This is a genomic window from Pseudoxanthomonas yeongjuensis (assembly GCF_010093345.1).
Classification (GTDB): Bacteria; Pseudomonadota; Gammaproteobacteria; order Xanthomonadales; family Xanthomonadaceae; genus Pseudoxanthomonas_A; species Pseudoxanthomonas_A yeongjuensis.
The window spans coordinates 1,160,832-1,179,606 of record NZ_PDWT01000001.1; the positions used below are offsets into that span (position 1 = coordinate 1,160,832).

Here is an 18,775-nt window from a genome sequence, read left to right on the forward strand (position 1 = left end):
CGGCCGACAAGAGAGCGATGGACTTGATGCAGGTCGTCGGTCAGAAGTCGTACTGGACCATGAAGCGGAAGCTGCGCGGCGCCTGGTAGGCGCGTGGCAACAGGTAGGTGTTCAACGGGTTGCCCGTTGCCGAATCCTCGGCCACATCGCTAACGGCGATCACCTTCTGCGAGTTGAAGACGTTGAATACATCCATCTTGAACTGCAGGCCGGGTGCGAACGAAGGGCGGTAAGCCACATTCAAGTCGAATGTCGTCGTCGTTGGCAGACGACCCGCGGTACCACGGGGTACCGCCGATACCGTCGTGTCATTCGAGGCACCATCGGGCGAGTTGCTGCAACGCATGAAGCCGGAACCATAAGGGTGCGGCGCATAGTTGCTCTCACCGAAGACCCCGTCACCGTCCGGATCCGTTCCAGCCGGCTCGGGGAGAAGTGGATTCTGGTCCAGTACGCCCAGGCAATTGATCGGCCGGCCGGTCTGTACGAGCAGATTACCGCCCACGGACCATTCCTCGCTCACATCGTAGTTACCGAACACCTTCAATGCGTGGCGACGATCATTGGGCAGGTAACCTTCCGTGTCGACCGTAAGCTCGCGATAGTCGAAGTCCTGGGTGGTGTTGGTATCGCCCTGGCCGATATCCGACTTCACCCCGCCTTCGGTATTGCCCTTGTTGTAACCCAGCGTGTACGAAGCCTGGAAGAAGAACTTGTCCCAGCTGCCATCGAGGAACAGTTCCAGTGCCTTGTACGAGCGCTTGGCCTGCGGGCTCAGGCGATCGCCGTCCACGGTGTATGTCGTGTAGATGCCATCGCCGTTGAGGTCGGTGACGATCACCGCGTCCTCGCCCGGGTTGAACAAACGGCAATAGGGGAAGCCCGGATTCGGTACCGTATAGTCCAGCCCGTCCGCATCGGCCAGGTCGGTGATGGCGGTGTAATCGCAGTTGTCGTCGATGGCCGCCTTCAGCTTGCGGTAGATGGCGCGCGCACCAAAATTCAGGTGGTCGGTCCACGCACTCTGGAAGCCCAGGATGAACTCATCCTGGTACATTGGATCCAGGTTCTTGCTGGCGATGGTCAACGGATCGTGTGCGTTGCCATCCTCACCGTTGATCAGGTTCAGCGGATTCAGCGGGCCGATCAAGATGGGCGCACCGGTGACCGGATCAACCCCGGAGAAATGATTGTTATTGCTGCGCTGGTAGATCGATGCGCTGGAACCACGTACGGCCACGCTGGGAGTCAGCGGCAACGCGTAGCGGCCTGCATTGCCGTAGATCTTCAGCGTGGAGTCGCCGTTGACGTCCCATGAAAAGCCCAGGCGCGGGCCGAACTGATTTGAGATCTTGACGAAGGCCTTGCCGGTTGCGTCCAGGTTCTCGAACGTATCCCAGCGTGCGCCGAGGTAGGCCAGGAAATTCTCGGTGATGCTCCAGCTGTCCTCGATGTAGTAGGCCTGTTGCTTGACCTCGAGCGTGGTACCACGCGCTGTCGTCTGGCGACGGACCACGTCGACCTCATCGCCAGTATCCGGCTTTCCATCCGGACCGTTCTGGGTGGAATAGCGCCAGAGCCAGCCACCGGCGTTGGCCTCGCCTGCCACCGATTCGTAGTTATCGATGTCCACGCCGAAACGCAGCTGGTGCGGTCCCAGGATCCACTCGGCGTCGATGCGGTACTGGTCGCGGGTGTCCTCGTTGTTGCTTGCCTGCAGCAAGGCACCATCGGTCAGGTTGCAGTAGCTGCCGTATGTTCCGGTGATGTCCTGGCGATAGCCGGGACGCAGGTCCAGGATCACCGGGCAACCGCCCAACGCGGTGGTGCCGTTGATGTCGGTGGTGAACGCGGTGGTGATGTCGCCGTTGTAGCTCACCTTGGAACCATCCGGGTTCTCAAGGTGCTGCTGACGCTTGAATACGCCATGGCCGTACAACGCGGTCAGGGTGAAGGTGTCGGTCAGGTAGCCGGTGTACTTGAGCACGTAATTGTCGCCACCCTGGGTATCGAACAGGGTGCCGGCATAGGCCGTCCGATCCACCTCGCCCGGCGTATTCGCGTACACCTTGGTCTCGGTCTCCTGCTTGTCCGAGAAGGCGGTGAGTTCAAGCTTGTTGCTGTCGTTGATGTTCCAGTCGAATTTGGTCAGCCAGGTGGGATTCTTGAGTGAACCGCTGCGGTTGGTGAAGGCATTCCTGTCACCCCATGTGTCCGTATCGGTCTGTCCATACGACAGCAGCGCGTAGCCGAACAGGCGATCCTGCACCAGCGCGCCACCGGCCCATACGCTGCCGATCAGCTCGTCTCGCGTGTCCTTGCTGTTGTCCTCTGCCACCGTGCCGAAATCGCTCGCCTCCAGGGGATTGGAATACTTGACGTTCTCGACATCTGAACGCAGGGCTTTCGGTGCCCAGAACACATTGGCGCCCGCCTTGAACTCATTGGTGCCGCGCTTGGTGATCTGGTTGACCACGCCGCCCAGCGAACGACCGAATTCCGCGCCATAACCACCGGTCTTGATCTGCTGTTCGGCGATGCCCTCGAACGGAACCTTGGAGAAATTGAGGCTGCGGAACGAATTGGTTACGTTGAAACCATTGATGTAGTACTGGTTCTCGGCGACGGACGAACCACCGAACGAAGCCAGATTGCCGAAGGCGTTGTCGCCGCGCACGGTGCCGGGCGCCAGCAGCGCCACCGAAGTCGTGTCGCGCGGCACCGGGATCTTGGCCAACTGGGCCGAAGTCAGGATGGTGGTGGATTCGACCGAGGAAACGTCGATGGGATTGACCAGGGTCGAAGCCACCACCGTCACCGTACCCAGGTTGGTGGCGCCATCGCCGCCGCTACTGGCCGCGGTGAAATTCACCGAGGTGCCGGTACCGACATTGACCGAGACCTCGCGTGCCGACGTGGTTCCGTCCGTGCGTTTGAGGGTCACGCGATAGGTGCCCGGCGAAAGCGCCGAGACGCGGTAGGCGCCGTCGGCACCGACCGAAATCGTGCGGCTGAAGCCGGTTGCGGGATTCTCGACCAGCACCGTTTCGCCAGCGGAAGCCTGGCCGAAAACCGCACCGGAGGTATTGGACTGCGCGTGGACATATGAGTTGAAGCAGAACCCGAGCGCCACGGTAAGGGCGCTGCGCCGAAGCGCTCGATTGAAAGTGCGTTTGGACACTGTGTGACTCCCCGCTGTAGGTTGACCTCACATGAGCGGCCGGACCGGCCCGCCCTCCATAAAGCATGACTTTAGTCATACGACTCAGGTCGCCCGTCTTAATAGCAGGTTAATCAAATGTTGGAATTAGGTTATGTCACTTGAACGCAATTATGTGACTTTCATCACATTTCAACAGGGAACTTTTCTGACTTTTACGTTCATATATGCCGACATTGGTGGACCAGCGGAAACGTAATGCGCAGTTCACTTCGCCGGCCCGGTCAGGCTCTCGAAGGCTGGGAATTCAAGGTTGAATGCGGCAGCCGCAATTCGATCGCGTGGCCGATGACGGCTATTCCCTGGCCTGGAACACCACTTCCTCATAAGGCTGGACCACCACCCAACCTTCGCCCGCGAACCTGAGCTGGATGCTTTCGCCCGAACCTCTACCCAGCAGCGTGCCCAGGGAAATGTCGGTGACGATTTCCGGCGTCAGGCCGCCCGACCAGGCCACGGTGGCATTCGGATCGGTGAATACCGGGCCGGTCTGCGCATCGACCGGCAAGGTCAAAGGTTCGTAATGCGAGGTGATGGCGACGATGCCGCTACCGCTCAGGCGCACGTTGAACAGACCGCCGGAAAGCATGCCGGCGACCTTGCGCATCATCGTGATCCTGCTCTCGATGCCCGATTCGACTGCCAGCACATCGTTGCCGTTGACGAAGATCGCCTCGCCGGCCAGGCGCAGCAGGGTGATCTTCTTGCCGGAGTCCGCCAGGTACACGCGGCCCTCGCCTTCCACCTTCATCAGCTGCATGCCCTCGCCGCTGACCATCTTCTTCAGCAGATTGCCCAGGCCCTGTTCCATGATTCCCTGGCGGGTGAACTTGACGCCGCCCTTGCGCGCGACCATGGACCCGGCCTTGGCCCAGACCATGCCGTTGAGGCGCACTTCCAGCATGTGCGGGCTTTCCAGTTCGAAGGCATCGCCGCTTACGTCCTTTTCCCTGGACGAGGCCAGGAATTCCTGCAGGGTACGCACGCTCATGTCCGCTCCTTGGTGTCGGTAATGGAAGCGACGGAATCGCCGCGGTCGCCATAATAGGCTTCCCTGCCACGGAGCACCGGCATGCCGCGCATCGTCCGCATTCCGCACGACATGGGAGGCAGCACGCCCGAAGCAGTGGCCAGCGAGCGCCTGGTCTCAGGCACGCCGATGCAGGCGGTCGCCAATGCCTATTCCGATGCCGGCAACGCGTTCCATTGCGGTGTCTGGGAAGGCGGCGTCGGCGCATGGCGCGTGTCCTGCGGCGAACACGAGTTCTGCCACCTGCTGTCGGGCCGGCTGCGCCTGCGGGGCGACGACGGTAGCGAAACCGAACTCGCGGCCGGGGACAGTTTCGTCGTACCCGCCGGCTTCGAAGGCGTATGGGAAGTACTGGAGCCCGCACGCAAGCTCTATGCGGTCTACGAGTCTCCCGCCTGACGACGACCACGACGCTCGGCTAGAATGAGCCTGTTTACCCCCACGCCAGAGACGCCCATGACCGCTCCCCTCGCCTATCGCCGCATCCTGCTCAAGCTGTCCGGCGAGGCGCTGATGGGGGCCGAAGACTACGGTATCGACCCGATCGTGATCGGGCGCATCGCCCGCGAGATCATCGAAGCGCGCGATGCAGGTGCCGAAGTAGGGTTGGTGATCGGTGGCGGCAACATCTTCCGCGGCGCCGGCCTGGCCGCCAGCGGCATGGACCGGGTCACCGGCGACCAGATGGGCATGCTGGCCACGGTGATCAACGCGCTGGCCATGCAGGACGCGCTGGAGAAACTGGGCGCCAAGGTCCGCGTGATGAGCGCCCTGAAGATCAACGACGTGTGCGAGGACTACATCCGGCGGCGCGCCGTGCGCCACCTGGAGAAAGGCCGCATCGCGATCTTCGCGGCCGGCACCGGCAATCCGTTCTTCACCACCGACTCGGGCGCCGCATTGCGCGCGATCGAGATCGGCGCCGACCTGCTGCTGAAGGCGACCAAGGTCGATGGCGTCTACGACCGCGATCCGGGCAAGTTCCCGGACGCCAAGCGCTTCGAGCAATTGACCTACGACGAGGTCCTCAACCGCGACCTGCAGGTCATGGACACCGCCGCCTTCGCCCTGTGCCGCGACAGCGACGTGCCGCTGCGCATCTACGACCTGTCGGTGCCGGGCAACCTGATGCGGATCCTGCAGGGCGAGAATATCGGCACGCTGGTGAAGGGGCGTAGCTGAGGGGTGAATTCGCGCCTGCGGCGCTGTGAAGGGTGAGGTCGGCCGCTATGCGGCCTGCGAATGAAACAAGCGCTCCACTTGGCCATTGGCAGGTGGCGAAGCCGCCGACTTCCCAGCGAGCGTAGCGAGCGACTTCCCCGCCTTCATGTAATTGTGTCCGCCCGGACGCATTGGCCACGCTATCCCCATGGCCCATTCCCACGCCCCCGACCTTCCCCAAGGCTCCGCCACGCGCGCGTTCGGCTGGGCCATCGTCATCAACCTTGCCTACACCGCGCTGGAAGCGGGTTACGGTTTCCACGCCAACTCGCTGGCCTTGCTGTCCGATGCGCTGCACAACCTGGGCGACGTGCTCGGCCTGGGCCTGGCATGGGGCGCCGCGAAACTGGCGCAGCGTCCACCCACGAACAGCCACACCTATGGCTGGCGACGCGCCACGCTGCTGTCGCCGCTGGCCAATTCGATCCTGCTGATGGTGTTCGCCGGCGCACTGGGCTGGGAGGCGATCCGCCGCTTCAGCGCGCCGCCGTCGATTCCGGCAGCGACGGTGATGGTGGTGGCGGGCATCGGCATCCTCGTCAACCTGGGCGCAGCGTGGCTGTTGCGCGACGGACATGGGCACGACCTGAACAAGCGCGGCGCGTTCCTGCATCTGATAGCCGATGCGGCGGTCTCGCTGGCGGCGGTGCTTGCGGGCGCCGGCATGTTGGCGTTCGGCTGGGAGTGGCTGGACCCGGCCATTGCCTTGCTGGTCGGCGTGGTGATCGCGGTCGGCACTTTCGGCCTGCTGCGCGACAGCTTCAACGCGGCCATGGATGCGGTGCCCGGCAACATCGACCAGGCCGAAGTGAAGGCTTTCCTGTCGGCGCAACCCGGGGTCAAGGCGATCCATCACCTGCATATCTGGCCGCTGGGCGCCAACGAGATCGCCCTGACCGCGCACCTGGTGCGCCCGGAAGACCACGACCACGACGCCTTCATCGATGCCACCACGCATGAACTGGACCATCGTTTCGGCATCAACCACGCGACCCTGCAGATCGAACGCGGCATGGCCTGCGGGCACGACCTGCACGATGCCGCGCCGCATCATTCGCATTGACCCCTGCGGGAGCGGCGTCCCGCCGCGAGCTCTTGAGCTTGTCGCATCGGTCTAAAGGCATCGCGGGCAAGGCCCGCTCCTACAGCCCCTTTCCGGGGATACCTTGCCGGCCTCCCGTATAATCGGCGGCTGGCCGAATTCTTCCGGAAGACCGCAATGCTCAACGAAATCAAGAAAGACGCGCAGGCGCGCATGGCCAAAAGCATAGAAGCGCTGCGCCACGACCTGACCAAGCTGCGCACCGGCCGCGCCACCACCGCGCTGGTGGACCACCTGAAAGTCAATTACTACGGTTCGGACATGCCCCTGACCCAGGTCGCCAGCGTGACCGTGACCGATGCGCGCTCGCTGACCATCAGCCCGTGGGAAAAACAGATGGTTTCGGCGGTGGAAAAGGCGATCCTGGCCTCCGACCTGGGCCTGACCCCGAACACCGCCGGCACCGTGATCCGGATCAATATCCCCGCCCTGACCGAAGAGCGCCGCCGCGAGCTGTCCAAGCACGTCCATGGCGAAGGCGAGAACGCCAAGATCGCGGTGCGCAACATCCGCCGCGACGCCAACCAGCAGGTCAAGGACCTGCTGAAGGAAAAGGAAATCACCGAGGACGAGGAACGCCAGACCCAGGACGAGATCCAGAAGCTCACCGACAAGGCGATCAAGGATGTCGACGACGTGGTCAAGGCCAAGGAACAGGAACTGATGTCCGTCTGACGCAGTCGCATAGCCCCATGACTGCCACTGCACCCACACCAGCCGCTGTCCCGCGCCATCTCGCCGTGATCATGGACGGCAACGGACGCTGGGCCGAACGCCGCCGCCGGCCACGCATCATCGGCCACCGCGCCGGCGCGCGCGCGGTCAACGTGTGCATCGATTTCTGCCTCGAACGCGGTATCCGGGCGCTGACCCTGTTCGCCTTTTCCAGCGAGAACTGGGGACGTCCGCAGGAGGAAGTGGGCGCGTTGATGAAGCTGTTCCTCAACGCGCTGGACCGCGAAGTCGAGGAACTGGACCGCCGCGGCGTGCGTGTGCGCTTCATCGGCGAACGCGAGCGCTTTTCCGCAGGCATCCGCGAACGCATGCGCGCCGCCGAAACCCAGACCCTGGCCAATACCCGCCTGGACCTGGTGATCGCGGCCAGTTATGGCGGCCGCCAGGACATCACCGATGCCGCGCGCGCGCTGGCTGCCGATGTCGCCGCCGGCAAGCTGCGCGCGGAGGACATCGACGAAGCCGCGGTCGCTTCGCGCATGGCGCTGGCCGACCTGCCGCCGCCCGATCTTTTCATCCGCACCGGCGGCGACCATCGCATCAGCAATTTCCTGCTGTGGCAGTTGGCCTATACCGAATTGTGGTTCACCGAACTGCTATGGCCGGAACTGGATGCCGCCACGCTGCAGCAGGCGATGGACGATTTCGCCGGGCGCGAACGCCGTTTCGGCCTGACCAGCGCCCAAGTGGCCGACGCCCTCCCGGAGAAAACCCACGCATGACCAGGACCCGAATCATCGCCGCGCTGGCGATGGCGCCCATCGCCATTGCCGCGATCCTGCTGCTGCCCACGCCCTGGCTGATCGCCCTGGTGGCATTGCTGTTCCTGATGGGGATGTGGGAATGGTTCAAGCTGGTCGAGATCGACGACACCCTGTCGCGGACCATCCTGCTGGTCGCCAACCTGCTGTTGATGGTGCTGCTGGTATGGGCGTCGGCCGGCTCGCTGGTGTTGTTCCAGATCGTGACCCTGGTGGGCGTGGTGTGGTGGCTGCTGGCGCTGCTGTGGCTGCGCTTCTTCGACTTCGCTTCCGACCATGAAACCTATGCGCGCGGCTTCAAGCTTGCGGCCGGCACCCTGGCCATCATTCCGGCCTGGTGCGCGCTGGGACTGATCCATGCCGGCCAGCCGGACGGCCACCGCTGGCTGCTTACCGCGCTCACCATCGTCTGGGCCGCCGACAGCGGCGCGTATTTCGCCGGGCGGCATTTCGGCGGCAGGCTGTTCGGAAGCCGCAGGCTGGCGCCGCGCATCAGTCCCAATAAGACCCTCGAAGGCCTGCTGGGTGGATTGCTGGCAGGCGTCGCGGTCGGACTGCTGTTCGCCTGGTTCACCGACCTGACCCTGGTCCATGTGCCTGCCTTCATCATCGTGGCCTTGGCCACCGTGTTGTTTTCGGTGGTCGGCGACCTGTTCGAGAGCCTGCTCAAGCGCCATGTCGGCGCCAAGGACTCCGGCAACATGATCCCGGGCCACGGCGGCATCCTCGATCGCCTGGACGGGGTGCTGGCGGCGTTGCCGGTCTTCGCCCTGGGCAAGGAACTGTTCGGTTTCTGACATGGGCGAAGCACGCAACGTCGCGATATTCGGAGCCACCGGTTCGATCGGCGCCTCGGCGCTGGACGTAATTGCGCGCCACCCGGATCGCTTGCGCGCCAGCGTGCTGGCTGCCGGCAGCCAGGTCGATGCCCTGGTCGCACTGTGCGTGGCGCACCGACCGACGCATGCGGTGATCGCCGATGAATCGCGTTACGCCGCGTTGCGCGACGGTCTGCGTGATGCCGGCCTTTCCACCCGGGCGCACGCGGGAGGCGCCGCACTCGATGCCCTGGCGGCGTCGGACGCCTGCGACACCGTGATCGCGGCGATAGTGGGAGCGGCGGGGCTGGGCTCCACACTGGCGGCGGCGCACGCGGGCAAGCGCCTGTTGCTGGCCAACAAGGAGTCGCTGGTCCTGGCCGGCGAATTGCTGATGGCCGCGGCCAATGGCGCAAATGCCGAGATCATCCCGATCGACAGCGAACACAACGCCATCTTCCAGTGCCTGCGTTCACGCGACACTCAGGGCGATGTGCGGCGCATCGTGCTTACCGCTTCTGGCGGGCCATTCCGTGGAAGGAGCCGCGATTCGCTTGCCCCGGTCACCCCGGAGCAAGCCATCGCCCACCCAAAATGGTCGATGGGGCCGAAGATCTCGGTCGACTCGGCCACGCTGATGAACAAGGGCCTGGAGCTGATCGAGGCCCACCACCTGTTCGACATTCCCGGGCACAAGCTCGCCGTGCTGGTGCATCCGCAGAGCCTGGTGCATTCGCTGGTGGAATTCGTCGACGGCTCGACCCTGGCCCAACTCGGTTTGCCGGACATGCGCACTTCCCTGGCGGTCGGCCTGGGATGGCCGCAACGGATCGAATCGGGAGTCGCGGGACTGGACCTGCTGGCCCATGGCCGGCTCGATTTCGAAGCGCCCGATAGCGACGCCTTCCCCTGCCTGCGACTGGCCTGGCAGGCGCTCGAGGCCGGCGCCGCCGCACCAGCCGTGTTGAATGCCGCGAACGAAGTCGCGGTTTCAGCCTTTCTTCAGGGCCGGATAGGTTTCCTAGCCATTCCCGCGCTGGTCGAGGACACTCTCACCGCGCTGTCCGCCGCCCCGGCCGAATCGCTGGAAGCGTTGCTGGCGGCGGATGCGCAGGCGCGCCGCTTCGCCGAAAGCAAGCTCACCGAACACGCAGTCACAGGCCACGCCCACCCGCATGAGTGACATCGTTGGCTCAATCTGGTGGATGATCGTCGCCCTCGGAGTGCTGGTGACGTTCCATGAATTCGGCCACTACTGGGTGGCCCGGCGCTGTGGGGTGAAAGTGCTGCGCTTCTCGGTGGGCTTCGGCAAGCCCCTGTGGTCGCGTTTCGATCGCCATGGCACCGAGTTCGCCATCGCCGCGATCCCGCTGGGCGGCTACGTGAAGATGCTGGACGAGGCCGAAGGCGACGTGCCGGCCTCACAGCTGAAAGAGGCGTTCAACCGCAAGCCGGTGCTGCAGCGCATCGCGATAGTGGCGGCGGGCCCGATCGCCAATCTGGTGCTGTGCGTGGCCTTGCTCTGGGCCATGTTCGTGATCGGACGACCCGACTATTCCGCGACCCTCGGCCAGGTCCAGGGCATCGCGGCCAAGGCCGGCTTCGTGGCGGGCGACAGGATCCAGGAGATCGAAGGCCAGCCGGTGCGCACTTTCGGCGACGCCATCCAGGCCATGACCACGGCGGCGATGGACGGCCGCGACCTGCAGGTGGCGGTGGTCGACAGCCACGGGCTGAAACACGTGCGCACCCTGCCACTGTCCACGCTTGCCAGCGGTTTCGACCAGGAGAACGTGTCCGGACTCGCTGGCTTCGCCTGGCGGCACCAACTGGCGCCGGCGGTGGTGGAAGCCACCGCTCCCGGGATGCCCGCATCCGGGCTGCTGTTGCCGGGCGACCGGATCGCCGCGATCGATGGCGCCCAGGTGCGCGGCTTCGGGGATATCACGCCCCTGGTGCAGAAAATCGGCGAGCGTGGCGGCGCCGGCAAGCTCCAGGTCGAACGCGACGGCAAGCTGCTGACGCTGGAAGTCGCGCCCGCCCGGTACCGCGACCCCGCTTCCGGTCGACAATACTGGTCGCTGGGGATCGCGCCTCCCTCGCAACCGGCCGCCTACGACTCGATGCAGCGGCTGGGTCCGCTGGCGGCGATCCCCGCCGCCTTCCGCGAAACCGGCAAGATGACCTCCGATTCGCTGGGCATGATCCGGCGCATGTTCACCGGACATGCCTCGGTAAAGGGCATCTCCGGTCCGCTGACCATCGCCCAGGTGGCCAACAACACCGCGAAAATGGGCGTGGCCTGGTTCCTGTTCTTCCTGGCCCTGCTTTCGTTGAGCCTGGCCATCATCAACCTGCTGCCGATCCCGGTCTTGGACGGCGGGCACCTGCTGTATTACCTTATAGAGTTGGTCAAGGGCAGTCCGTTGAGCGAACGCGCCATGGCCACCGGGCAATACGTGGGCCTGGCCATGCTGGCCAGCCTGATGGGTCTGGCGTTCTACAACGACATTTTCCGTCTGGTGACCTGATGGCCCTGCTTTCCCGGTTTTCCCTGGCCTGCCTTGACCCGGCCCGCTTTTCCCAGGCGCGCTTTTCCGAAGTTCTCCCGCCGGCCGTATTCCGGCACTCCCCTGCACCTGAGCAGGCAACACCCGCACTTACCTTATCGGATGTGATGATGACGCGACTCCCCTCCCGCCGCCTGCTCGCCCTCGCCCTGGCTTCGGCCATCGCATTGCCGGCATGGGCGCAGACGACGGAATCCGGCCTGCCGGCCATCGCCAGTACGGACGCCTTCACCGCCACCGATATCCGCATCGACGGCCTGCAGCGCATCTCCGCCGGCACGGTCCTGACCTACCTGCCGATCGAACGCGGCGACACGGTCGACTCAAGCAAGACCGGCGAAGCCATCCGCGCGCTGTACAAGACAGGCTTCTTCGAGGACGTCAGGCTCGACCGCCAGGGCAGCATCCTGGTCATCACGCTCACCGAACGCCCCGCGATCAACAAGCTCACCCTGTCCGGCAACAAGGACATCAAGACCGAGGACCTGATGAAGGGCCTGCAGGACATCGGCCTGGCCGAGGGCGAGACCTTCGACCGCCTTGCCCTGGACCGCGTCACCCAGGAGCTGACCCGCCAGTACAACAACCGCGGCAAGTACAACGTCGAAATCAACCCGGTGGTCTCGCAACTGGACCGCAACCGCGTCGATGTGACCATCAACGTCAAGGAAGGCAAGGCCGCCAAGATCCGCCACGTCAACCTGGTCGGCACCGAGAAGTTCGAGAACGAGGACATACTGGACAACTGGGAATCGAAGGAAAGCAACTGGCTGTCGTGGTATCGCCGCGACGACCAGTATTCCAAGGAAAAACTGTCCGGCGACATCGAGAAGTTGAATTCGTACTACCTGGATCGCGGCTACGTCGACTTCAGCCTGGATTCGACCCAGGTCGCGATCAGCCCCGACAAGCAGGACATGTTCATCAGCGCCGGCGTCACCGAGGGCGAGCAGTACAAGGTCTCCGACGTCAAGGTCACCGGCGACACCATCCTGCCGGTCGAGGAAATCGAGAAGCGGGTGCTGGTCAGGAAGGACCAGGTGTTCTCGCGCGCGCTGCTGGAATACACCTCCGATGCCATCACCTCCACCCTGGGCAACATCGGCTACGCCTTTTCCCAGGTGAATCCGATCCCGACCGTCGATCGCGAGAACCGCACCGTCGCCATCAACCTGCAGGTGGTGCCGGGCCCGCGCGTCAACGTCCGCCGCATCGTGTTCAAGGGCAATACGCGCACCGCCGACGAGGTCCTGCGCCGCGAGATGCGCCAGTTCGAAGGCAGCTGGTATTCGCAGGCCGCGATCGACCGCTCCAAGATCCGCCTGCAACGCCTGGGCTACTTCGAGACCGTCGATGTCGAGACGCCCCCCGTGCCCGGCAGCAACGACCAGGTCGATGTGGTCTACAACGTCAAGGAAACCACTTCGGGCAGCTTCGTCTTCGGCCTGGGTTATTCGCAGCTGTCCGGCATCACCACCTCGATCCAGCTGTCGCAGAACAACTTCCTCGGCAGCGGCAACCGGGTCTCGGTGGAAGCGCAGCGCAGCGACTACCTGCAGCGTTATTCATTCTCGTACGTGAACCCGTTCTTCACCGACGAAGGCCTGTCGCTGGGCTACAACCTGTGGTGGCGCGAGTTCGACTACTCCAGCTTCAACACCGCCCAGTACTCCACCACCAGCGCCGCCGCCCAGGGCGTGCTCGGCTTGCCGATCACCGAGAACGACACCGTCTCGCTGCTGTTCGGCGTCGATACCAACGAGATCCTGACCTTCGCCGGCTCTACTCCCGCGTCGATCATCGATTACATCAATGCGGTGGGAAATCGCACCTTCCACGCCTGGCGTACCGAGCTCGGCTGGGCGCGCGACACCCGCAACGATTACTTCATGCCCACCGCCGGCACCTACCAGCGGATCTCGACCGAAATCACCCTGCCCGGCTCGACGGTCGAGTATTACAAGCTCAACTACGAGTTCTCCAAGTACTGGCCGCTCAGTCCGTCGCTGGTGCTGAACACGCGTGCGGAACTCGGCTATGGCGACAGCTACGGCAGCGACACCACGCGCCGGTTCTGCGCGGTGCAGCCCAGCCAGCCGCAAACCAAGGCCGTCGCCGAACCGTGCGCGCCGGGCTCGGTCGAAACCAATGTCGTCACCGCCACCGGCCTGCCGTTCTTCGAGAACTTCTACGCCGGCGGCGTGCGTTCGGTGCGCGGCTTCCGCGACAACACCCTGGGGCCGCGATCGGAGGTGATCGGCGGCTACAGGGGCCAGCCCCTGGGCGGCGCGCTGAAGACCACGGGTTCGCTGGAAATGTATTTCCCGAAGCTGTTCGACTCCAAGGCGGCGCGCATCTCGGCCTTCGTCGACTTCGGCAACGTGTACGCGGGCACCAGCGACTTCGACGCTGCCGAGCTCAGGGCCTCCACGGGCGTTTCACTGCTGTGGCGCGCGCCGGTGGGCCCGATCTCGATCAGCTACGCTTTCCCGCTGCGCAAGGAAGACGACGACGAGATCGAGCGCCTGCAGTTCACCTTCGGCGGCGCGTTCTGACGCGCCTGCCTACGCGCGGTTCCCCGCAAAGGCCCGGACACGTCCGGGCCTTTGCTTTCCACCCGACCCGGTCCCGACGTTAAACTGCAAGCTTATGGAAGCCTTCCAGGCCACTGCCGACGAACTCGCCCAGCGCTTCGCCCTTTCCGTCCGCGGCGACGGTTCGGCGAAGGTCCATGGCGTGGCAACGCTGGCCAATGCCGGGAATGGGCAGCTCGCCTTTCTCGCCAACCCGCGCTACCGCAGCCAGTTGGCCGCCAGCCAGGCATCGATCGTCGTGCTGCGCGAGGAAGATGCCGCCGCCGCCCCGCATACCGCATTGATCGCACGCGATCCCTACACCACGTTCGCGAAGATAGCCGCGCTGTTCGAATCGCAACCTGCGCGCGAGGCGGGCATCCACCCCAACGCCGCGATCGACCCGCGCGCCAACATCGCGGCAAGCGCCCACATCGGTCCCTTCGTGGTGGTCGGCGCCAACAGCCGCATCGGCGAAGGCTGCGTGATCGGCCCGGGCTGCGTGATCGGCGAGGATTGCGAAGTGGGTGCGGGCAGCGAACTCGGCGCGCGCGTCACCCTGGTGACCCGGGTCCGCCTGGGACAGCGCGTGCGCATCCACCCGGGCGCGGTGCTCGGCGCGGACGGCTTCGGCCTGGCCATGGACGCAGGACGCTGGATCAAGGTGCCGCAACTGGGTGGCGTGGTGGTCGGCGACGATTGCGAGATCGGCGCCAACACCACCATCGACCGCGGCGCCCTTGGCGACACCGTGCTGGAGGAGGACGTGCGCCTCGACAACCAGATCCAGATCGGCCACAACGTGCACATCGGCGCGCACACGGCGATGGCCGGCTGCAGCGCCGCGGCCGGCAGCGCGAAGATCGGGCGTTATTGCCTGATAGGCGGCGCGGCCGGGGTGCTCGGGCACCTGGAGATCTGCGACAAGGTCACGATCACCGCGATGTCGCTGGTCACCCATTCGATCCGCGAGCCCGGCGAGTATTCCTCGGGTACGCCGCTGACCGACAACCGCACCTGGCGCAAGAACGCCGCCAGGTTCAAGCAACTGGATTCATTGGCGCGGCGCCTGCCCGGCGTGCGCAAGGAGGAAGAATGAACGAGGCCGTGCAACTCCCCATCGACGTGACCCGCATCCAGCAGGTGCTGCCGCACCGGTATCCGTTCCTGCTGGTCGACCGGGTGGTCGAATTCGAGGCGCACAAGCGCATCGTCGCGCACAAGAACGTGACCATCAACGAGCCGTGCTTCCAGGGCCATTTCCCCGGCCACCCGGTGATGCCGGGCGTGCTGGTGATCGAGGCTCTCGCCCAGGCTGGCGGCATACTGACCCAGCTGTCGCGCGGCACGGTCGCCGACAACAAGCTGTTCTATCTGGTCAAGATCGACAACGCGCGCTTCTCGCGCATGGTCGTGCCGGGCGACGTGCTGGAACTGCACGTGGAGATCAAGCGCATCATCCGCACCATGACCTTCTATACCTGCGTGGCCCGTGTCGCCGGCGAGCTCGTCGCTTCCGCCGACGTGCTCTGCGCGGAAACCGAGAAGGAATAAGCGCATGAGCGGAGCGCCCGGGATACACCCCAGCGCCTGGATAGATCCGGCCGCGCGGCTGGGCGCCAATGTGCGGGTCGGGCCGTTCACCAGCATCGGTGCGGACGTGGAAATCGGCGAAGGCACGGTGATCGGCGCGCACTGCAGCATCACCGGTCCGACCCGGATCGGTCGCGACAACCACATCGTCGGCCATGCCGCGATCGGCGGCGATCCGCAGGACAAGAAATTCAAGGGCGAGCGCACCGAACTGGTGATCGGCGACCGCAACATCATCCGCGAGTTCGTCACCCTCAACCGGGGCACCGCCGCTGGCACTGGCCTCACCCGCATCGGCGACGACAACTGGCTGCTGGCCTACACCCATGTGGCGCACGATTGCGTGATCGGCGACAACTGCGTGTTCTCCAACAATTCCACACTGGCCGGACATGTCGAAATCGGCGACTGGGTGATCATGAGCGGCTTCGCCGGCGTGCACCAGTTCTGCCGCATCGGCGCGCATGCCTTCCTGGGCATGGGCGTGCTGGTCAGCGGCGACGTTCCGCCCTACACCATGGTCGCCGCCGAGTCCCAGGGCCGGCCACGCGGCATCAACAGCGAAGGCCTGAAGCGGCGCGGCTTCGATGCCGGACGCATCAGTGCGATCAAGCGCGCGTACCGCACTCTGTACGTCGCCGGATTGCCGCTGGCCGAGGCCCGGCAGCAATTGGCCGAGCAGGCCCGCGAAAGCGATGACGTGCGCGCCCTGCTCGATTTCATAGAAAGCGGCGAACGGCCCCTGCTGCGATGAGCATGCCGCGATGAGCAGAGAGAAGCAGGACGGCGCGCAGTCCCCGACCCTGTCCGATCTGGTCGCCTCTCCCGCAGCCTTGCGTGCCGCAACCACGCGCCCGAGGCGGATCGCCCTGGTCGCCGGCGAGTCCTCGGGCGATGCGCTCGGCGCAGGCCTCGTCAACGAATTGCGCAAGCGGTTTCCCGATGCCGGGTTCGCGGGCATCGGTGGCGATGCGATGCGGCTGGCGGGCTGCGATACCTGGTTCGACTCCGGTGAGCTTGCGGTGATGGGTTTGTCGGAAGTGCTGCGTCACCTTCCCCGCCTGTTGAAACTGCGCCGCGCACTGCGCGAGCGCGTCCTGGCGTGGCAGCCGGACGTATTCATCGGCATCGACGCGCCCGATTTCAACCTGGGCGTGGAGCGCTGGTTGAAGCAGCGCGATGTGCGCACCGTGCATTACGTCAGCCCTTCGGTATGGGCCTGGCGCGAGAAGCGCGCGCAGAAGATCGGCGCCAGCGCCGACATGGTCCTGTGCCTGTTCCCGATGGAGCCGCCGATCTATGCGCGGCATGGCATCGATGCGCGTTTCGTCGGCCACCCGATGGCGGATGAAATGCCGATGGAACCCGACCAGGCCGCGGCGCGGGAGGCATTGGGATTGCACGCCTACACCCCGGTGCTGGCGGTACTGCCAGGCAGCCGGCTGGGGGAGATCGAACGCCTTGCGCAGACTTTCCTGGAAGCCGCGCGCAGCGTGGCCGCGACCGTCCCCTATCTGCAGATCGTGGTTCCCGCCGCGAACGCGGATTGCCGCAGCGCGCTGGAACCGCTGGTCGCCCGACTTTCCGACCTGTCGCCGCCGCCGAAACTGATCGACGGGCAGGCGCGCGAAGCCATGGTCGCGGCGGACGTGGTGCTGCTGGCCTCGGGCACGGCTACGCTGGAGGCGATGCTGGCCAAGCGGCCGATGGTGGTGGGTTACAAGGTCGCGCCGTGGACCTATCGCATCGTCAAGGCCTTCGGCATGTTGAAGGTGGAGCGTTATGCCCTGCCCAACGTGCTGGCCGGCGCCGACCTGGCGCCGGAACTGATGCAGGACGAATGCACGCCATCGAACCTGTCGGCGGCGGTGACCAACCTGTTCCAGCACCCGGAAATCGTCGGCGCGCTGCAGCCGCAGTATCGTGAGCTGCACGAAGCCCTGCGCCAGGATGCGTCGGCACGCGCGGCCGACGCCATCGCCAGGCTGGTGCGATGAACGTCGCCACCCCTCTTCTGGTGGCCGGGGTCGATGAGGCCGGACGCGGACCGCTGGCCGGACCGGTTTCGGTCGCGGCGGTGATCCTGGATCCGTCGCGGCCCATCGCCGGACTGGACGACTCGAAGAAACTCAGCGAAAAAAAGCGCGAGATGCTGTATCCGCTGATCGTCGAACGCGCGCTGGCCTGGCGTATCGAATTCGTCGATGCCGCCGAAATCGATGCATTGAACATCCTGCAGGCCACACTGACCGGCATGCGTCGTGCACTGCATGCGCTGTCGCCCGCGGCGCAGCTCGCGCGCATCGACGGCAACCGCCTGCCGCGCGACCTGCCCTGCCCGGCGCAAGCGATCATCGGCGGCGATGCGCTCGAACCGGCGATCATGGCCGCCTCGATCCTGGCCAAGGTCGCGCGCGACCGCGCGATGCACGCGCTGCACCTCGAGTACCCGCAATACGGTTTCGACCGGCACAAGGGCTATCCCAGCGCGGCGCATCTCGCCGCGCTCTCGGCGCATGGCCCCTGCCCGCAGCACCGGCGCAGTTTCGCGCCAGTGCTGCATGCCTGCAACGCGCGCGGATACCCCCCCCGCGAACGCGCCCCAGCCCTCATCTCCACTGGCTAGCCGAAAGGACGCGGCCCCGTCGGACGGATGATCACGCCACCGGCGAATGCAACCCCCGGCGTGCCCTTTTCGCCTTCCACGCGCACCTCGTAGTCGTACAGTCCCGGGGTCGCGTCGCGACGTATGGTCGCCTCGGCTATCTGTTGCGGCAAAGACGAGAAAGTACGTTCGCGGATATCGCCGTCGTATTCCGCCCTTGTCGGGCTCTCGGTCGAAGGCGCATCGGCAACCGTATGACCCGATCCGTGATCCACCGGAAAGCCTTCGGGGAAGACCAGCTTGAACGCACGCTGTTCGTTGGACGCGGTGTGCCAGACCACCCGGTCCCCCGCATACAGGATCACCATGGCCGCATCGACCAGCGGCGAACCATCCTCCTTGTAGGAAACCTTTATCAGGGAAGCACGCGGCGGATGCACGCCATCGGACAGATCATCCGCGCCACCCCCGACTTCCGCCTTGCTCTCATTGCCATCATCGATCGCCATGTGTTGCACTCCCGGTTAGTGCGCCATCCATGGAGCGG

Annotated in this window: 17 protein-coding genes; 14 read left to right on the top strand and 3 right to left on the bottom strand. The window is 65.0% G+C overall.

Annotation, left to right across the window (positions count from 1 at the left end; genetic code table 11):
• Positions 1-40 precede the first annotated feature (40 nt).
• On the bottom strand, positions 41-3,181 hold the full coding sequence (locus CSC74_RS05200) for a TonB-dependent receptor (protein ID WP_162313312.1): 3,141 nt from the start codon (positions 3,179-3,181) through the stop codon (positions 41-43).
• Between the two features lie 334 nt (positions 3,182-3,515).
• On the bottom strand, positions 3,516-4,211 hold the full coding sequence (locus CSC74_RS05205; protein WP_162313313.1) for an AIM24 family protein: 696 nt from the start codon (positions 4,209-4,211) through the stop codon (positions 3,516-3,518).
• 81 nt (positions 4,212-4,292) lie between these two features.
• Between CSC74_RS05205 and CSC74_RS05210 the strand changes: the two genes are divergently transcribed.
• The 14 genes from CSC74_RS05210 (at position 4,293) to rnhB (ending at position 18,249) form a co-directional block, all read left to right on the top strand.
• Entirely contained in the window at positions 4,293-4,649 is a 357-nt protein-coding gene (locus tag CSC74_RS05210; RefSeq protein WP_162313314.1) for a cupin domain-containing protein, read from the top strand.
• A 57-nt stretch (positions 4,650-4,706) separates the two neighbouring features.
• On the top strand, positions 4,707-5,432 hold the full coding sequence (gene pyrH / locus CSC74_RS05215; protein WP_162313315.1) for a UMP kinase: 726 nt from the start codon (positions 4,707-4,709) through the stop codon (positions 5,430-5,432).
• A 187-nt stretch (positions 5,433-5,619) separates the two neighbouring features.
• Positions 5,620-6,534, top strand: a complete 915-nt coding sequence (locus CSC74_RS05220) for a cation diffusion facilitator family transporter (protein WP_162313316.1) — start codon at positions 5,620-5,622, stop codon at positions 6,532-6,534.
• A 156-nt stretch (positions 6,535-6,690) separates the two neighbouring features.
• Positions 6,691-7,248 (top strand): ribosome recycling factor, encoded by a 558-nt coding sequence (frr, locus tag CSC74_RS05225; protein WP_162313317.1) that lies wholly within the window; start codon positions 6,691-6,693, stop codon positions 7,246-7,248.
• Positions 7,249-7,265: 17 nt separating this feature from the next.
• The gene (uppS, locus tag CSC74_RS05230; RefSeq protein ID WP_162313318.1) at positions 7,266-8,030 is read left to right on the top strand and encodes a polyprenyl diphosphate synthase; all 765 of its coding nucleotides are present in this window, start codon (positions 7,266-7,268) and stop codon (positions 8,028-8,030) included.
• On the top strand, positions 8,027-8,866 hold the full coding sequence (locus CSC74_RS05235; protein WP_162313319.1) for a phosphatidate cytidylyltransferase: 840 nt from the start codon (positions 8,027-8,029) through the stop codon (positions 8,864-8,866). The genes uppS and CSC74_RS05235 overlap by 4 nt, the downstream gene beginning before the upstream one ends.
• 1 nt (position 8,867) lies before the next feature.
• Entirely contained in the window at positions 8,868-10,070 is a 1,203-nt protein-coding gene (gene dxr / locus CSC74_RS05240; RefSeq protein WP_162313320.1) for a 1-deoxy-D-xylulose-5-phosphate reductoisomerase, read from the top strand.
• Positions 10,063-11,418 carry an RIP metalloprotease RseP gene (rseP, locus tag CSC74_RS05245; protein ID WP_162313321.1) on the top strand — a complete coding sequence of 452 codons (1,356 nt, stop codon included), beginning with the start codon at positions 10,063-10,065 and terminating at the stop codon, positions 11,416-11,418. Before dxr ends, rseP begins: the two co-directional genes overlap by 8 nt.
• Before the next feature lie 149 nt (positions 11,419-11,567).
• Positions 11,568-14,012, top strand: a complete 2,445-nt coding sequence (bamA, locus tag CSC74_RS05250) for an outer membrane protein assembly factor BamA (RefSeq protein WP_162313322.1) — start codon at positions 11,568-11,570, stop codon at positions 14,010-14,012.
• Between the two features lie 94 nt (positions 14,013-14,106).
• Positions 14,107-15,129, top strand: coding sequence for a UDP-3-O-(3-hydroxymyristoyl)glucosamine N-acyltransferase (gene lpxD, locus CSC74_RS05255; RefSeq protein WP_162313323.1), 1,023 nt, complete (start codon positions 14,107-14,109; stop codon positions 15,127-15,129).
• Positions 15,126-15,584, top strand: coding sequence for a 3-hydroxyacyl-ACP dehydratase FabZ (fabZ, locus tag CSC74_RS05260; protein ID WP_162313324.1), 459 nt, complete (start codon positions 15,126-15,128; stop codon positions 15,582-15,584). The genes lpxD and fabZ overlap by 4 nt, the downstream gene beginning before the upstream one ends.
• 4 nt (positions 15,585-15,588) lie before the next feature.
• The gene (lpxA, locus tag CSC74_RS05265) at positions 15,589-16,377 is read left to right on the top strand and encodes an acyl-ACP--UDP-N-acetylglucosamine O-acyltransferase (protein ID WP_162313325.1); all 789 of its coding nucleotides are present in this window, start codon (positions 15,589-15,591) and stop codon (positions 16,375-16,377) included.
• 10 nt (positions 16,378-16,387) lie between these two features.
• The gene (gene lpxB / locus CSC74_RS05270) at positions 16,388-17,620 is read left to right on the top strand and encodes a lipid-A-disaccharide synthase (protein WP_162313326.1); all 1,233 of its coding nucleotides are present in this window, start codon (positions 16,388-16,390) and stop codon (positions 17,618-17,620) included.
• Positions 17,617-18,249, top strand: coding sequence for a ribonuclease HII (gene rnhB / locus CSC74_RS05275; RefSeq protein WP_162313327.1), 633 nt, complete (start codon positions 17,617-17,619; stop codon positions 18,247-18,249). Before lpxB ends, rnhB begins: the two co-directional genes overlap by 4 nt.
• Here rnhB and CSC74_RS05280 read toward each other — a convergent pair.
• Complete coding sequence (locus CSC74_RS05280) at positions 18,246-18,737, bottom strand: hypothetical protein (RefSeq protein ID WP_162313328.1); 492 nt, start codon at positions 18,735-18,737, stop codon at positions 18,246-18,248. The two genes, rnhB and CSC74_RS05280, sit on opposite strands and share 4 nt — an antisense overlap.
• Positions 18,738-18,775: the final 38 nt, after the last annotated feature.

Bases quoted from the DNA above. Each gene is read 5' to 3' on its own strand.
- CSC74_RS05205 (WP_162313313.1), bottom strand. From the start codon at position 4,211: ATGAGCGTGCGTACCCTGCAGGAATTCCTGGCCTCGTCCAGGGAAAAG.
- CSC74_RS05210 (WP_162313314.1), top strand. From the start codon at position 4,293: ATGCCGCGCATCGTCCGCATTCCGCACGACATGGGAGGCAGCACGCCC.
- pyrH (WP_162313315.1), top strand. From the start codon at position 4,707: ATGACCGCTCCCCTCGCCTATCGCCGCATCCTGCTCAAGCTGTCCGGC.
- CSC74_RS05220 (WP_162313316.1), top strand. From the start codon at position 5,620: ATGGCCCATTCCCACGCCCCCGACCTTCCCCAAGGCTCCGCCACGCGC.
- frr (WP_162313317.1), top strand. From the start codon at position 6,691: ATGCTCAACGAAATCAAGAAAGACGCGCAGGCGCGCATGGCCAAAAGC.
- uppS (WP_162313318.1), top strand. From the start codon at position 7,266: ATGACTGCCACTGCACCCACACCAGCCGCTGTCCCGCGCCATCTCGCC.
- CSC74_RS05235 (WP_162313319.1), top strand. From the start codon at position 8,027: ATGACCAGGACCCGAATCATCGCCGCGCTGGCGATGGCGCCCATCGCC.
- dxr (WP_162313320.1), top strand. From the start codon at position 8,868: ATGGGCGAAGCACGCAACGTCGCGATATTCGGAGCCACCGGTTCGATC.
- rseP (WP_162313321.1), top strand. From the start codon at position 10,063: ATGAGTGACATCGTTGGCTCAATCTGGTGGATGATCGTCGCCCTCGGA.
- bamA (WP_162313322.1), top strand. From the start codon at position 11,568: ATGACGCGACTCCCCTCCCGCCGCCTGCTCGCCCTCGCCCTGGCTTCG.
- lpxD (WP_162313323.1), top strand. From the start codon at position 14,107: ATGGAAGCCTTCCAGGCCACTGCCGACGAACTCGCCCAGCGCTTCGCC.
- fabZ (WP_162313324.1), top strand. From the start codon at position 15,126: ATGAACGAGGCCGTGCAACTCCCCATCGACGTGACCCGCATCCAGCAG.
- lpxA (WP_162313325.1), top strand. From the start codon at position 15,589: ATGAGCGGAGCGCCCGGGATACACCCCAGCGCCTGGATAGATCCGGCC.
- lpxB (WP_162313326.1), top strand. From the start codon at position 16,388: ATGAGCAGAGAGAAGCAGGACGGCGCGCAGTCCCCGACCCTGTCCGAT.
- rnhB (WP_162313327.1), top strand. From the start codon at position 17,617: ATGAACGTCGCCACCCCTCTTCTGGTGGCCGGGGTCGATGAGGCCGGA.
- CSC74_RS05280 (WP_162313328.1), bottom strand. From the start codon at position 18,737: ATGGCGATCGATGATGGCAATGAGAGCAAGGCGGAAGTCGGGGGTGGC.